The organism is Streptomyces rimosus, assembly GCF_008704655.1.
Taxonomy (GTDB): domain Bacteria; phylum Actinomycetota; class Actinomycetes; order Streptomycetales; family Streptomycetaceae; genus Streptomyces; species Streptomyces rimosus.
This window is the reverse complement of sequence record NZ_CP023688.1, coordinates 3,134,116-3,148,243: the sequence shown is the minus strand read 5'-3', so window position 1 is coordinate 3,148,243 and position 14,128 is coordinate 3,134,116. Positions and strand designations below refer to the sequence as shown.

12 protein-coding genes are annotated in these 14,128 nt (G+C 72.9%); 6 read left to right on the top strand and 6 right to left on the bottom strand.

Annotation, left to right across the window (positions count from 1 at the left end; translation table 11 throughout):
• Positions 1–4: 4 nt before the first annotated feature.
• The gene (locus CP984_RS12770) at positions 5–862 is read right to left on the bottom strand and encodes a lysozyme (protein ID WP_003984015.1); all 858 of its coding nucleotides are present in this window, start codon (positions 860–862) and stop codon (positions 5–7) included.
• A gap of 273 nt (positions 863–1,135) precedes the next feature.
• Here CP984_RS12770 and CP984_RS12765 point away from each other — a divergent pair, with 273 nt between their 5' ends.
• Positions 1,136–1,687, top strand: coding sequence for a MarR family winged helix-turn-helix transcriptional regulator (locus CP984_RS12765; RefSeq protein WP_043978738.1), 552 nt, complete (start codon positions 1,136–1,138; stop codon positions 1,685–1,687).
• Positions 1,688–1,872: 185 nt separating this feature from the next.
• On the opposite strand, the gene CP984_RS12760 is transcribed toward CP984_RS12765, so the two are convergent.
• The 3 genes from CP984_RS12760 to CP984_RS12745 form a co-directional block, all read right to left on the bottom strand.
• Complete coding sequence (locus CP984_RS12760; RefSeq protein ID WP_003984013.1) at positions 1,873–3,237, bottom strand: cytochrome P450 family protein; 1,365 nt, start codon at positions 3,235–3,237, stop codon at positions 1,873–1,875.
• A gap of 38 nt (positions 3,238–3,275) precedes the next feature.
• Positions 3,276–3,986, bottom strand: coding sequence for a TetR/AcrR family transcriptional regulator (locus tag CP984_RS12750; protein WP_003984012.1), 711 nt, complete (start codon positions 3,984–3,986; stop codon positions 3,276–3,278).
• A 163-nt stretch (positions 3,987–4,149) separates the two neighbouring features.
• Positions 4,150–4,995: a protein phosphatase 2C domain-containing protein gene (locus CP984_RS12745; RefSeq protein ID WP_003984011.1), complete on the bottom strand. Its 846-nt coding sequence runs from the start codon at positions 4,993–4,995 to the stop codon at positions 4,150–4,152.
• A 690-nt stretch (positions 4,996–5,685) separates the two neighbouring features.
• Between CP984_RS12745 and CP984_RS12740 the strand changes: the two genes are divergently transcribed.
• From CP984_RS12740 to CP984_RS12720, 5 genes are read left to right on the top strand one after another with little or no spacing between them, the layout of a single operon-like run.
• Positions 5,686–8,319, top strand: a complete 2,634-nt coding sequence (locus CP984_RS12740) for a sensor histidine kinase (protein ID WP_032921538.1) — start codon at positions 5,686–5,688, stop codon at positions 8,317–8,319.
• Positions 8,316–8,813, top strand: a complete 498-nt coding sequence (locus CP984_RS12735) for a roadblock/LC7 domain-containing protein (protein WP_003984009.1) — start codon at positions 8,316–8,318, stop codon at positions 8,811–8,813. The genes CP984_RS12740 and CP984_RS12735 overlap by 4 nt, the downstream gene beginning before the upstream one ends.
• On the top strand, positions 8,810–9,211 hold the full coding sequence (locus tag CP984_RS12730) for a DUF742 domain-containing protein (protein ID WP_003984008.1): 402 nt from the start codon (positions 8,810–8,812) through the stop codon (positions 9,209–9,211). The genes CP984_RS12735 and CP984_RS12730 overlap by 4 nt, the downstream gene beginning before the upstream one ends.
• A gap of 4 nt (positions 9,212–9,215) precedes the next feature.
• On the top strand, positions 9,216–9,872 hold the full coding sequence (locus CP984_RS12725; protein ID WP_003984007.1) for a GTP-binding protein: 657 nt from the start codon (positions 9,216–9,218) through the stop codon (positions 9,870–9,872).
• A gap of 39 nt (positions 9,873–9,911) precedes the next feature.
• Positions 9,912–11,162 (top strand): styrene monooxygenase/indole monooxygenase family protein, encoded by a 1,251-nt coding sequence (locus CP984_RS12720; protein ID WP_003984006.1) that lies wholly within the window; start codon positions 9,912–9,914, stop codon positions 11,160–11,162.
• Positions 11,163–11,172: 10 nt separating this feature from the next.
• Here the strand turns inward: CP984_RS12720 and CP984_RS12715 are convergent, their stop codons facing one another.
• Positions 11,173–12,708: an alpha/beta hydrolase gene (locus CP984_RS12715; RefSeq protein WP_031010069.1), complete on the bottom strand. Its 1,536-nt coding sequence runs from the start codon at positions 12,706–12,708 to the stop codon at positions 11,173–11,175.
• Positions 12,709–12,814: 106 nt separating this feature from the next.
• Positions 12,815–14,047, bottom strand: a complete 1,233-nt coding sequence (locus CP984_RS12710) for a C40 family peptidase (RefSeq protein WP_003984004.1) — start codon at positions 14,045–14,047, stop codon at positions 12,815–12,817.
• Positions 14,048–14,128 lie beyond the last annotated feature (81 nt).

Here is a 14,128-nt window from a genome sequence, read left to right as displayed (position 1 = left end):
CGTCTCACCCGTTGGCCAACGCCTGCAACCGCTCATACGTCCCGTTGAACCGGTTCCGGTCGCCGACCGTGGTGCCGGAGGACGTGTACTGCCAGATGGTGTGGAAGTCCCAGCCCGCGGGGAGTTCGCCGGCCGAGGTGCCGTAACGCGGTATCCACAGCGGGTTGACCGAGCCGAATCCCGCGTAGTTGCCGGTGCACTGTTTCCACCAGCTGGTGGAGGTGTAGATGACGGCGTCCCGGCCGGTGCGTGACTTGTACGTGGCGAAGAAGTCATGCATCCAGCTGATGAGGCCGGACGCGCTCTTGCCGTAGCAGGTCGAGCCGTACGGGTTGTACTCCATGTCGAGCGCGCCGGGCAGGGTGCGGCCGTCCTTGGACCAGCCGCCGCCGTGGTCCACGAAGTAGTCGGCCTGGGCCGCGCCGCTGGAGGTGTCGGGGGTGGCGAAGTGGTACGCGCCGCGGATCATGCCGACGTTGTAGGAGCCGTTGTACTGCTGCGCGAAGTACGGGTTGATGTAGCTGGTGGATTCGGTGGCCTTGACGTAGGCGAAGCGGACCCCGGCGTTCCACAGGGTCTGCCACGGGACGTTGCCGTTGTGGCTGCTGACGTCGACGCCTTCGACGGAGGCGAGCGTGGGGGGTGGCGCCTCGCCCGGTGCGTCGCCCTCGTGCTCGGCGACCTGGGAGCCGGCCCAGTCCTGGCCCGGGTGGGTGGGCTCGGGGGCCTTTCCGTACGCGGTGGCGCCGGCGGTACCGGGCAGGCCGAGGAGGAGGGCGGCGACGGCGAGGAACAGGACGGCCAGGCCGGCCGGGGAGTGCGGACGGCGGCGGGTGGGGCGGCCGGATCTGTGCACAGGCATGGGTGCCTCCGAGATCTCGGTGGGGCGGGGGGAGGGGGAACTCCTTTGGCCCGAGCATGACAAAAGGTCAGCTAGGGCATTGGTGTGGCCATGTCAGGCAGTACGACGACCGTACGCGCGTAGACGCTTACGGCAAAAGAGGGGAGCCGGGCTTCCGTTGATCTAATCCTGCGAAATACTGGACAAGCTGCGGCTTCGGCCGCCGCGGCAGACAAGTTTCACGGTCCGAAAGCGGGAGAGGGCGCTGACGTGCACAACACCAGACCCGACGGCATGGCCGGGACGGACGAACCCAGTGGTGTGGACCAGGTGTTCCTGTCCCTGGAGCGGGAGTTGGCGGTCTTTCTGCGCCGCGCCCGCGCCACCTCCGGTGAGCTGGCGCGGGCGGTCCACCCGGAGCTGGAGTCGGCGGCGTACGGCCTGCTCGTACGCCTCGCGGACGCCGGGCAGCAGCGGGCCACCGATCTCGCCGGGTACTTCGGTGTGGGCAAGGCGACGATGAGCCGGCAGCTGCGCGCCCTGGAGGACCTGGGGCTGATCGCCCGCGAGCCCGACCCGGCCGACGGGCGGGCCGTGCTCGTCCGCCTCACCGACGAGGGGCACGACCGGTTCAGCTGTGTACGCAACAGCCGCCGCGCCCAGTACGCCCGGCAGCTCGCCTCCTGGGACCGCCGGGAAGTGGCGGAACTGGCCCGCCTCCTGCACCGCTTGAACGGCGAGCAGGACGCGGAGGAGGGGTGCGGGGCGGCCCCCGCGGCGGGGAAGAGCGATCGGGCCGGGAGGGGGGACCGCGGCGGAGACGGCGGAAGCGCCGGAAACGGCTGAGAGCCGGTGCGCGGACCCCTGTAGGCCCTGTGCACCGGCTCCCGACCGGCTCCCGACCGGCTCCCGACCTGTGACCATGCCGGTCACAATTCCGGTCGCCTCGCCGGTCCCCTCGACGGCCGCCTCCTCCGCGGACGGCCGGCGTTCCGTGGCGCGCCGTGGTACTCCGTGGCGCTCCTTACGGGTCAGTCCTCCGGACGCAGCCGCAACGGCAGCCGCCGCAGTCGCCAGGACCCGGGCTGGCGTATGCGCTCTTGCTCCTCCAGCTGCTCATGGGGCAGGGCGAGTGCCACCTCCGGATAGCGTGCGAGCAGCTTGCCGAAGGCGACTTCGCCTTCCTGCCGGGCGAGTGAGGCGCCCAGGCAGTAGTGCATGCCGTGTCCGAAGCCGACGTGGTCCTCGGCGCGGCCCGCCGGCTGGCGTGTCAGGTCGAGTTTTTCCGGCTCGGTGTAGTGGCGCGGGTCGTGGTTGGCCGCCACGAGGCTGAACATCAGGGCGTCGCCCTTGTGGACCTGGGTGCCGGCCACCTCGACGTCCTCGGAGGCGTACCGCAGCTGGGTGGCCTGGATCGGCCCGCACCAGCGCATCAGCTCGTGGACCGCGCGGGGGAGCAGGCCCGGGTCCTCGGTGAGCAGGCGCCGCTGGTCGGGGTGGGTGAGCAGGGCGAGGGTGCCGTTGCTGATGAGGTGGGCGGTGGTCTCGTGGCCGGCCAGTACCAGCGTGAGGACCATGGTGACCATCTCGGTCTCGCTCAGCCGGCCGCCGTCGTCGTCCCGGGCCCGGATGAGCGCGCTGAGCAGGTCGTCCCGCAGGGCCGATTGGCGCTCGCCGATCACCTTGTGGATGTGCTCGACCATGGCCGGTACCGTGGCGCCGATCCGCTTCGGCTCCAGGGAGGTGAGGTCGGCGCCGAACTGCCGCCACAGCGGCCGGTCCTCCTCGTCGATGCCGACCAGTTCGCAGATCACGGTGATGGGCAGCGGGTACGCGAAGTGCTCGACGAGGTCGACGACGCCGTCCTGCGCGTGGGCCGGCAACCGGTCCAGCAGCTCGTCGGTGATCGCCTCCACCCGCGGCCGCAGGTCCTGGATGCGGCGGGCGGTGAAGGCCCGCGAGACCAGGCGCCGCAGCCGGGTGTGGTCCGGCGGGTCGCTGGTGAGGATGGTGTCCACCAGGTACCGGGCCATGTGGTCGGGGATGCCGAACAGCTCGATCAGCTGGGCGCGCGGGTCCTTCTCCGTGCGGCCGGGCAGGCGGGACGGGTTGTTGATGAACCGCGGGTCGCGCATGACCTCGCGTACCACGTCGAAGCGGGTCACGAGCCAGACGGGCGAGTCGTCGAGAAACCGGCCGCGCACCAGGGCGCCCTGTTCGCGCAGCTTCCCGTAACCGGCGTACGGGTCGTTGAGCAGCTCCGGCTCCATCACGTTCGGCTCGCCCGGGTGCAGGCCGACGTAGGACGGCAGGGCGTCCGGCGGGGTGCCGGGGGCGGAGGCGGTGGTGGAGTCGGGCGGGGTGGCCGTGGTGGACTCGGTGGGCGATGTGGTCATCGTGCGTTCTCCCTCCTGATCAGGGGTGTGATCGGGGATCACGGGCGCAGTTGCCGCCGCACTTCCTGCCGGCTCAGCTCCTCCAGGCGCTGGTAGAGCGCGATGATCGTGGGAGCGGCCGCGGCGATGAGCCGTGGGTCGGGATCGGTGTGGGTCTCCAACGTGGCGCGTACGGTGTGGCACAGCACGTCGGCCCGGTCCTCCGCCCGGTCGGGCGAGTATTCGGGGTAGAGCGCCTCCGCCTGGAAGAATCCGGCGGCGATCGACATGCAGGCGTACATCTGCTGGTCGACGCTCAGGTCCTCCTTCACGAGGCCGTGCTCGCGCAGGGTGGTGAGCTGGGTGCGCAGTGTCTGGATGCTCTCCGCCACCAGCTCCGCCATTTCCTTCTTGGCGACCTCGTTCAGCCGGCCGAGGATGTCGGAGTCGTCCAGATACACCGCGCGCAGTACCGGGTCTTCCATGAAGTCGAGGAGCGCCCAGCGCAGCAGCCTGCTGGGCAGGATGTTGCGGTGGTCGGCGCGTAGCCGGGCCAACTGCCGGGCGTGGTCGCACGACTTGGCCCGCAGGACCACTGCGAGCAGCAGCGCGTCCTTGGTTTTCCAGTGCAGATAGACGGTGCCTTTGCCGACGTTCGCCCGGCGGGCGATCTCGTCGGTGGTCACGCGGCGGTATCCCCAGGCGAGCAGCAGCTCGCACGCGGCGTCCAGGATGCGTTCGCCCCGTTCCGTGCGCTCTTCCGGTTCCACGCGTCTTGCCCCCCTGACTCCGTGACCAGATTTCGAATCTGGTCACGGAGTCAACGGTAGGCCGGGCGGTGCCTGCTGGATAGGGCGGTTTCCAGCCGTGTGCCGGGTTTTCGGGGCCTCGTGCCCTTGTCCGCGCCGCGCCGCCGTCGGGAGTTCCCGGGCCTTACGGCTCCACCAGCACCACCGTCGCGTCGTCCCGCGACTTGCCGCGCGGGAAGGCCGTACCGTCCGGGTCGGCGGCCTCCAGCGCCCGTACGCGATCGACCAGGCCCTGCGGCCCCTCCTTGTGCACCACCGCCGCGCAGTCCGCCCAGGAGCCCTCGCGGAAGACCTCGACCCACCGTGATGCCCCGTCACTGAGCGCGGTCAGGGACCGTACTTCGGCGCGGGGCAGGGAGCCGGTGACCGCGCGGGCGGCCACCGCCGGGTCGGCCGCGGCGGTGAAGAAGCCGCCCTCGGCGTTGCGCAGCGCCTCGACCGCGGCCGTGTACTCGCGGGCCGCGGCGGCGCGTTCGGCGGAGCCGCGCGGCAGCCCCCGTACGGTCTCGCGCAGGGCTTTGACGGCGGGCGGGAGTTCGTCCAGGCGGGTGTCCAGGACCGGCCGGACCGTGCCGTCGTGGTGCTCGACGAGCAGGACGGAATCGGACAGGACCAGGTACTCGACGGTATCCGGCGACCAGCGCGCGGCCACCGCGGTTGCCTGCGGAGTGCGGGCGTGAGAAAGGTCACAGGTCGACCGGTGAACTTCGGCCGTCCTGGAGATGGCGGCCGAAAGTGCCTCAGGGAGCGTCATGTCCCGGAATGAACCGGACAGTTCGAGCATTGCGCCCCCCAGTCGTGCGGTGTACCACGGCACCGGGTGGGTGCAGCCGACCTCGTACGGCGGTGGGGTCACGCCGTCCAGCAGGATCAGCACTCCGCCCTGGCCGGAGGCGGGCAGCGCGACGGACGCGTAGTCCTCGTTCGGGTGTTGGGGGTCTCCCGGCTCGGTGGCCAGTTCGATACGCATGCCGGCCAGTCTGCCGGAGCGCGTCCGGTTTCCCGCGATGTGCGGTCTTCGCCGGGAACGGCGGGTGTAGTACCAGGTCAGGGGCGTAACGGGGCCGGAAATCGCGGTCCCCCGGAATGCGGGCGCGCATCCTTCCAGGACCCCGCGCGGTTCGCCAAACCCGCCCGGGGGTTGCGAGGGGTTGCACGCCGCGGCGGTCAGGATCGGAAGTTGATGGTCAACTTCCGATTGATGTTCACTCATTCGAGTGGCCAGGCATGCGTTGCCGGGCCACTGCGCGATGCCGGTGGAATGGTCGTGGCCCGGATCATGGGAGGGGCCGTGACGCTCGTCGCGACGCGCAGAGCCGGGCTGCTTCCCTCGCGGACGTGTGCATTGCTGCGGTCTTCGCACAGGTCCGCCCCGCGAGCGGGGAGCGAGCCGGGTCCGCGGGACCACACGGTGTGGGCAGGCGAGACAGGAATGCGAGCAGCGGTGCGGAAGAAGCGGCTTCGGGACGGCGCGGGCGGGCCGGGATCGCCGGCCGGTCCGGTTTCGGGTACGGCTCCGGGCGTCGCCCCGGGCGCGCCCGCGGGGACGGGGACGGCACCCGGCACCGCGGCGACCCCTGGCACGCCCGAGAACCGCAGAAAGACCGCTCCGCAGAACGCCGCCGCCCCCGTCCCGTCGCCCACCGGGCGCCCGGCCCGGGTGCGCAACCGTCTCGTCGGCGCCGTGGCCGTCGCCGGGCTCGCCGTCCTGGGCGCCGGCGCCCCCGCCGTCGTCTCCGCCGTGGACGACACCCACGCCTCCCAGCGGCTGGTCGACCTCGCCGGCCTGAACGCCCGCGCCGTCACGCTCGCGCACTCCCTCGCCGACGAGCGGGACGCGATGACCGAGTTCGTCGCGGGCGGGCGCTCCGCCAAGAACGGCGGCGCCGGGGTCTCGGAAGCCCAGCGGGCCCGCGTGGACCGGCAGATCAGCGAACTGCGCGCGGTGGCCAACGGCGCGGCGGGCGCCGACGCCGCGTACCGCGCGGCCGACAAGCTCCTCGCCGCGCTGCCGCAGACCCGCCAGAAGGCGCTCTCGGGGCCCGGCCAGGTGACCGAGACCTTCGACGCCTACACGGCCGCCATCCAGGCGCTCGGCGCGCTGTCCGACGCCATCGCCCGCGACCTGCCCGCCCGCGCGAGCGAGGTCGCCCCGGACCTCCGGGCCCTGCCGCAGCTCGGCCGCGCCACCGACCAGGCCGCCGCGGCCCGCGCCCTGCTCGTCCCGGCCCTGGCCGCCGGCGGCCCGCAGGCCAAGCTGACCGCCGCCGCGCAGCAGGCTTACGTACGCGAGCAGGCCGCGCTGGCCGCCTTCAAGCAGTCGGCGAGCCCCAAGGCCCGGGACGCCTACGACCGCGCCGTCAACGGCGGCGACGTGAACACCGCCGAGGGCTACCTCGCCAAGCTCACCGACCAGCCGCGGCTGGACGCCGACGACCAGAAGCTGAGCAGCGCGCGTGTGAAGACCGCGCTCACCGCCCGGATCGGCCTGATGCGCAGCGTCGAGGCGTCGATGGCCACCGCCGACATCGACCGGCTGGGCGCGCTGCGCGACGACGACGTGACGGCGCTGGAGATCCGTATCGCCCTGGTCGGCGCCTGCCTGCTGATCGCGGTCGGCGCCAGCGTCTCCGCATGGCGCTCGGTGACCCGGCCGCTCGCCGCGCTGCGGCTGGGCGCCAGGCGGGTGGCGGCCGACCCGGCGGGCGAGCCCCCGGTCGCGTTCAAGGGGCGCAACGACGAGTTCGCCGACGCCGTACGGTCCGTCAACGCCCTGCACGCCCGGGTCGGCGAGGTCTCCCGCCGGGCCGCCGAACTGGAGGCCGAACGCGCCCGGCTGATCGGCGGCCGCAAGCGCCTGGTCGCCGAGCGCGACACGCTCCAGGAGGAGCGCGCGGCGCTGCGCCAGGAGATCACGGACCTCACCGGGCGGATGGAGGCGCTGCGCACCGGTGTGCACGGCCGGTTCGTCAACCTCGCGCTGCGCACCCTGGGCCTGGTGGAGCGCCAGCTGACCGTCATCGAGTCGCTGGAGCAGAAGGAGCAGGACCCCGCCCGGCTGGAGACCCTCTTCAAGCTGGACCACTTCGCCGCCCGGATGCGGCGCAACAGCGAGAACCTCCTCGTGCTGGCGGGCGCCGAGCACGGCACCGGCCAGTCGGCGCCGGTCCCGCTGCTGGACGTGCTGCGCGCCTCGATCAGCGAGATCGAACGGTACGAGCGGGTCCGCGTCCAGTCGTTGCCGCCGCACTCCCAGGTCGCCGGTTTCGCCGCCGACGACCTCAGCCACCTCGTCGCGGAACTGCTGGAGAACGCCACCGCCTTCTCGCCGCCGGACTCCCGTGTCGAGCTGTCCGGCTGGCTGCTGGAGAGCGGCGAGGTCATGCTCTCGGTGCAGGACGAGGGCATAGGGATGACCGCGGAGCGGCTGGCGGAGCTGAACGACCGCCTCGCGTCCGCGCCCGGAAGTGACGACAGCCCGGAGACGGCGGACGAGACGCTGGGCCTCGGCCTGTACGTCGTCGTACGGCTCGCCGCGCGCCACGGCATTCGCGTACAGCTGCGTGACCAGCAGCAGGGCGGAGTCACGGCGGTCGTCGTACTGCCCGCGGCCATCCTGCCGACCCGCCCGGCACCGGGCGCGGTATCGCCCGCCCTGCCCGGCGAGGGCGGCACCCAGAACCTGCCCGGCTCGGTCGCCGAGGCCAACTCCAACACGCTCCAGACGCGGTTGCCGCGGCTGGAACAGGGCGGGGCGGCGGACGGGGCCGCGGATGGCACCGAAGAGGCTCCGGCAGCGGCCGCGGAGCGGGCGGCGGAGCCGGTCGCGGCGGTGGACGCGGAAGCCGGCGGGGAGCCCACGGCCGGGGCGAGCCCGTACGGCCCGCAGTCGCCCGGCCCGTACGCCAAGGAGACGGCCGAGCACACCCGGCCCGCGGAAGCGGCGCACCGGGCGCCCGGGGCAGCGGTTCCCGGCCCGGCGGCGCCCGCCGCGGACACGACCACCGGCCACGGCGCCGGTACGCCGCGACTGACCGACCAGGGCCTGCCCAAGCGCACGCCCCGGATCGTCGCGCGGAAGCCCCCCGCCGCACCCCGTACGGGCAACGCGGCGGCCAACGCCGAAGCCCTGCGGGCCCGGCTCGGCGGCTTCCAGCAGGGGGCGCGGGACGGCCGGCGCGACGTCGAGGCCGAGATCGCGGAACGTACAGCGGAGCAGACCATCCCACAGACGGACACCGACGGAGCGGGGGCCCCGGGAGAGAGCCACGTTGTCGAGGAGGCACGCGATTGAAGGCGCAAGCGCCCACTGCTTACGGGCTGAGCAGTCAGGCACGGAATCTGCACTGGCTGCTGACGAATCTGGTCGATGAGGTACCCGGCATCCGCTCGGTGGTGGTGGTCTCCTCCGACGGGCTGATGCTGCTCTCCTCCGACCCGGGACTGGCCGCCGCGGCCTTCCAGGCCGGGCAGCCGGGCGCGCCGTCGGGCCCGCGCGGGTCCAGCGCGGACCTCGCCACCATCGTCTCCGGACTGGGCAGCCTCACCACGGGGGCCGCCCAGCTGATGGACGGCGGGGCGGTCAAGCAGACCATGGTCGCCATGGAGGAGGGCAGCCTCTTCGTCATGGCGATCAGCGACGGTTCGCTGCTCGGGGTGCACGCCGCCCCGGACTGCGACATGAGCGTCATCGCCTACCACATGGCGCTGTTCGTCGGCCGGGCCGGCCATGTCCTGACCCCCGAACTCCGCAGCGAGCTGCGCAAGTCGATGGAGAGCGCCCAGTGAGCACGAGCCCCGAGCTCCCCGTGCGCGGCGGGGACCGCAAACCGTCCCGGGTGCGTCCCTACTCGCTCACCGGCGGACGCACCCGCTTCGGCCACGTCCTGCTGGTCGAGACGTTCGTGGCCGCGCTGGACGGCCCCGAGGAGCGGCGCGAGCTGACCTCCGGCAACTGGGGCGACCGGGTGATGCCGGAGATGCGCGCGATCGTCGAGCTGTGCCGCCGCATGCGTTCGGTCGCGGAGATCTCCGCGCTGCTCAAGATGCCGCTGGGCGTGGTCCGGGTGCTGCTCAGCGACCTCGCCGACCAAGGAAAGATCCGCGTCTACGGCACCGGGCACGGCACCGGCCGGCCCGACCGCGCGCTGCTGGAAAGGGTGTTGGGTGGACTTCGCAGGCTCTGACACGATGACGGCCGCCGAGGCCGGGGTGACCGGAGCGCCGCAGGTGTCCGCCGTCGGGGAACCGGTGCCCGACGAGGAGGCGGGGCTCCAGAGCTGGCAGACGGATCGTTCCCGCGCACCCATCGCCACCAAGATAGTGGTGGCCGGCGGCTTCGGTGTGGGCAAGACGACCTTCGTCGGCTCGGTCTCCGAGATCACCCCGCTGCAGACCGAGGCGGTGATGACGCAGGCCAGCGAGGGCACGGACGACCTGTCCGCCACCCCGCAGAAGACCACGACCACGGTCGCGATGGACTTCGGGCGGATCACCCTCGACTCCGACCTGGTGCTCTACCTGTTCGGTACGCCGGGGCAGCAACGTTTCTGGTTCATGTGGGACGACCTGGTGCGCGGCGCGATCGGCGCCATCGTCATGGCCGACACCCGACGCCTGGACGACTGCTTCCCCGCGCTCGACTACTTCGAGAGCTGCGCCCTGCCGTACGTGGTCGCGGTCAACCATTTCGAGGGGACGGCCGAGTACGCCGTCGAGGACGTACGCGAGGCCCTGACCGTGCCGCCGCACGTGCCCGTCGTGATCATGGACGCGCGCAAGCGGATCACGGTCGTCGAGTCGCTGCTCGCGCTGGTCGCGCACGCCCTCGAAACCACTCCCGAATAGCCCGAGCCGCCCCCCCGTACCTGGGAAGAGAGCACAACCATGCGGAAGATACTCATCGTCGGAGCCGGTCAGTCCGGGCTCCAGCTCGCCCTCGGGCTCCAGTCCCAGGGCTATGAGGTCACCCTCATGTCCAACCGCACCGCCGACGAGATCCGCGCCGGCCGGGTCATGTCCACGCAGTGCATGTTCCACACCGCGCTCCAGCACGAGCGCGACCTGGCGCTGAACTTCTGGGAGAGCCAGGCCCCGCGCATCGAGGGCCTGGGCGTCTCGGTCGCCGCCCCCGGCAGCCACGCGGAGCCCGGCGGCACACAGCGGGCCGTCGACTGGGTCGGCAAGCTGGACGGCTACGCCCAGTCCGTCGACCAGCGCCTGAAGATGGCCGGCTGGATGGAGACCTTCGCGCAGCGCGGCGGGCAGCTCGTCATCCACGGCGCCGCCGTCTCCGACCTCGACTTCTTCGCGAGCCGCTACGACCTGACGCTGGTCTCGGCCGGCAAGGGCGAGCTGGTGTCGATGTTCGCGCGCGACGCGTCCCGTTCGCCGTACGACGCCCCGCAGCGCGCGCTGGCCGTCGCGTACGTGCACGGTCTGGGCCCCCGCCCGGAGCACCCGGACTTCGACGCGGTGCGCTGCAACCTCGTACCGGGCGTCGGCGAGCTGTTCATCATGCCGACGCTGACCAACTCGGGCCGCGCCGACATCCTCTTCTGGGAGGGCATCCCCGGCGGCCCGCTGGACGTCTTCGCGGGTGTCCGGGACCCCAACGAGCACCTGGCGACGACCCTGGAGCTGATGGAACGCTTCACCCCCTGGGAGTACGCGCGCGCCACCAAGGTCGAGCTGACCGACGCCAACGGCACCCTCGCCGGGCGCTACGCGCCGACCGTGCGCAAGCCCATCGGCCAACTCCCCTCCGGCGGGCTGGTCCTCGGCGTCGCGGACGTCGTGGTCGCCAACGACCCGATCACCGGCCAGGGCTCCAACTCCGCGTCCAAGTGCGCCGCCTCGTACCTCGCCTCGATCATCGGGCACGGCGACCGCCCCTTCGACGCGGAGTGGATGCAGACCGCCTTCGACCGCTACTGGGAGACCGCCCAGCACGTCACGAGGTGGACCAACGCGATGCTGGCGCCGCCGCCGGAGCACGTGCTGAACCTGATCGGCGCGGCCGGAGAACTCCAGCCGGTCGCCGACCGGTTCGCGAACGGGTTCAACGACCCGGCCGACTTCGACAACTTCTTCTTCGAGGCGGAGAAGGCCGAGGCGTATCTCGCTTCGCTCGGCTAGCGGCCGGGCTTCAGCCGGAGGTTCCCGGCGCCGGGCACGTGGTGTCCCGCGCGGGGGCCGCGCCCGCCAGCAAGTACCGGTCCACCAGGGAATCCACGCACGGATTGCCGTTCTGGTACTGACCGTGGTCGCCGCCGCCGACGGTGACCAGACGGGAGCCGCGCAGGGCCCGGTGGGCCCCGAGGGCGCCCTCGTAATGGGTGGCCGGGTCGTGCCGGGAGGCGAGCATGAGCGTCGTCGGCAGGCCCTTGCCGGTGACGTGGACGCGCGGGGCGTGGGACGCGGGCCAGGCGGCGCAGGCCGCCGCGAAGGCCAGGGCCCGCGCCCCGGCCAGCGGGTACTTCGCGGTGTACGCGGCGGTACGGCGCACCCAGCCGTCCATGTCCCGGCTCCACGGCGTGTCGTTGCACGTCACCGCGGCGAACTCGGCGAGGAACTCCGGGCTGAGGTAGACGGGGAAGGCTCGGCCGACGGCGGCGCGCTCGGCCGGGGTCGCGGTGTCCCAGCGCTCCAGTACGGAGAGCGCGGAGGCCAGCGGGGCGAAGCCCTCCGCGTTGTACAACGCCTGGACGGTGGCGTTGTCCAGCACATTCGGGGTCAGCCGCCGGCCGTCGCCCAGATCGACCGGATGCTCGCGCAGGGCCCGCCGCCGCGCCTCCCACCGCTCCTTCGCCCCGGCCGCGGTGCGCCCGTAGTGGTACGTGGCGTCGTGCGCGGCGAGCCAGGGCAGGAAGTCCTGCTCGAAGCGGCGCTGGAAGCTGAGCGGCTGGCCCTCCTCGAAGGACTGCCAGGTGCCGGCGAAGCCGACCGGGCTGTCCAGGACGAGCCGGTCGACGCGGTGCGGGAACTCCGTCGCGTAGTAGGCGCCGATCATGGTCGCGTACGAGGGGCCGTAATACGCGATTCTGCGGGCACCGAGCAGCGCGCGGAACAGGTCCATGTCGCGCACCGTCTGGTCGGTGGTGATGTACGGCGCCAGCCCGCCGCTCCGCTCCTGGCAGGCGCGCGCCAGCTGCCGCGAGCGCCGCACGACACCCCGTACCGCCGCGGGCGAGCGGTCCCGCGCGTCGTCGCCGAAGAACGCGTCGAACTCCGCCTTGGTCTGGCAGGTGAGGGGCGAGCTGAGCGGCAGGCCACGCTGATTGAAGCTCACGATGTCGTACGCGGCGGCCACCGCGGGCGACTTCTCGGCGAACCTTGCCGGCCTGAGCAGGCCCTGCCCGCCCGGCCCGCCCGCCGCCATCATCAGGACGCCCCGCCGGGCCGCCGGGTCGGCCGCCCGGTGCCGGGAGACGGAAACGGCGAGGTCCGGGCCGTCGGCAGGATGGTGCCAGTCGCGCGGCACGGTCATCGTCGCGCACTCCAGCGACGGCTTGCCGTCGCAGGCGTGCCAGCTGAGGCGCTGCTTCGCGTAGCGCGCGGGGACGTGCCCGTCACCCGCGGCCGCGGCGGACCCGGTTGCGGCCGGCAGCAGCGCCGCCGTCGCCACGGTCACCAGCCCCGCCACGGAGGCCCTCCGCCACCGCCGCCCTCCGAACACCCGCATACGTTCCTCCCCTGTAGGCGCGTACGGCGGTGTGCCGTACGGGAACGATGCTGCGCCGTGCGGCCAGGGGGCGTCGATGAAGCAGGCGTGAGTCCTGGGGGTGGTGTCAGTGCCACCGCGGCGGCACGTAGGCGCGCAGGGCCGCCGCGTCCCGGTCCGGGCGGACCGCGCCGAGCAGCGGGTTCGACGCGATGGGGGAGACCTTGATCTCGGTCCCGGGGCGCGGGGCCTGCACCACCATGCCGTCGCCCAGATACATCGCGACATGCGTGGCGCCGGGGAAGTAGATCACCAGGTCGCCGGGGCGCAGCGCGCGCAGCGGTACGTGGGGGAGCCGCCGCCACTGCTCCTGGCTGGTGCGCGGGATGGCCCGCCCGGCGTGCGACCACGCCTGCGAGGTGAGGCCGGAGCAGTCGAAGGAGTCGGGCCCCTGCGCGCCCCACACGTACGGCTTGCCGACCTGCCGCAGGCCGTACCGCACGGCCCGGTCGCCGCTCGCCGACGGCGCCCGCGTCCCGCCCAGCTCGCCGGACGCCAGCAGCCGGCCCTGCGCGTCGTCCGTACCCCGCTGCTCCAGCGTGCCGAGTTCGGCGAGCTGGTCGTCGGAGAGCGTGGCGAGCAGTTCCTCGACCTCCTTGAGCCGCCCCGTCACCGCGTCCCGCTGCCGCTTGCGCCGTTCGGTGAGCACCTGCTGTCTGTCCAGCGCCGCCCGTGCCTGCCGGGCCAGCCCGTTCGCCCGCTTCTCGGCGCCGGTCAGACGCGCGACGGCGGCGGCCTGGCTGCCGGCCGCCTCCTTGAGCAGGTGGCCCTCCTCCAGTACCTCCTGCGGATCGGCGGACAGCAGCATGCGCAGGTACGTGGACAGTCCGGCGGCGCCGCTGCCCTGGTACTGCCGGCGGGCCAGCCGCCCCGCGTCGGCCTGCCCGTCGGCGAGCCGGGTACGGGCGCGGGCCAGCCGCAGGTTGAGGTCCCGGGACTTCTCGCGCTGTGCCTTCAGGGCCTCCTCGGTGGCGTTGTACGCCTCGGTGGCCTGCTCGGCGCGGCGGTAGAGGTCCTGGAGGCGGGTCAGGAGGCTGCGGGGGGAGCCGTCGCCGGAGTCGGTGGAGTCGGGACCGGTGGTGTCGGAGGCAGCGGTATCCCCGGGGTCCGCCGCCTCTCCGGCCGTGAGAGCTTCCCCGGCCGTGGCCGTCTCCCCGGCCGCCGCCGGCTCCGGTTCCGGAGCGGCGTGTACGGGGGTGGCTGGCAGCGTCAGCGTGACCGCCCCCACCAGCGCCAGCGCGCAGACCGACCGTACGATCCGGCCCGGTCCCGACCGACCCGACAAGCACCGCTGCGACACGAACCCACCTCCGACGGACAGCTGTGGCTCCGGCGGACCCGCGGCCCGCCGTCCGATTCGTTCGGATCGTGCCACGGTGGT

Excerpts from the sequence above, each read along its gene's own strand:
- CP984_RS12725 (WP_003984007.1), top strand. The coding sequence starts at position 9,216 with ATGACGGCCGCCGAGGCCGGGGTGACCGGAGCGCCGCAGGTGTCCGCC.
- CP984_RS12745 (WP_003984011.1), bottom strand. The coding sequence starts at position 4,995 with ATGCGTATCGAACTGGCCACCGAGCCGGGAGACCCCCAACACCCGAAC.
- CP984_RS12720 (WP_003984006.1), top strand. The coding sequence starts at position 9,912 with ATGCGGAAGATACTCATCGTCGGAGCCGGTCAGTCCGGGCTCCAGCTC.
- CP984_RS12770 (WP_003984015.1), bottom strand. The coding sequence starts at position 862 with ATGCCTGTGCACAGATCCGGCCGCCCCACCCGCCGCCGTCCGCACTCC.
- CP984_RS12715 (WP_031010069.1), bottom strand. The coding sequence starts at position 12,708 with ATGCGGGTGTTCGGAGGGCGGCGGTGGCGGAGGGCCTCCGTGGCGGGG.
- CP984_RS12760 (WP_003984013.1), bottom strand. The coding sequence starts at position 3,237 with ATGACCACATCGCCCACCGAGTCCACCACGGCCACCCCGCCCGACTCC.
- CP984_RS12765 (WP_043978738.1), top strand. The coding sequence starts at position 1,136 with ATGGCCGGGACGGACGAACCCAGTGGTGTGGACCAGGTGTTCCTGTCC.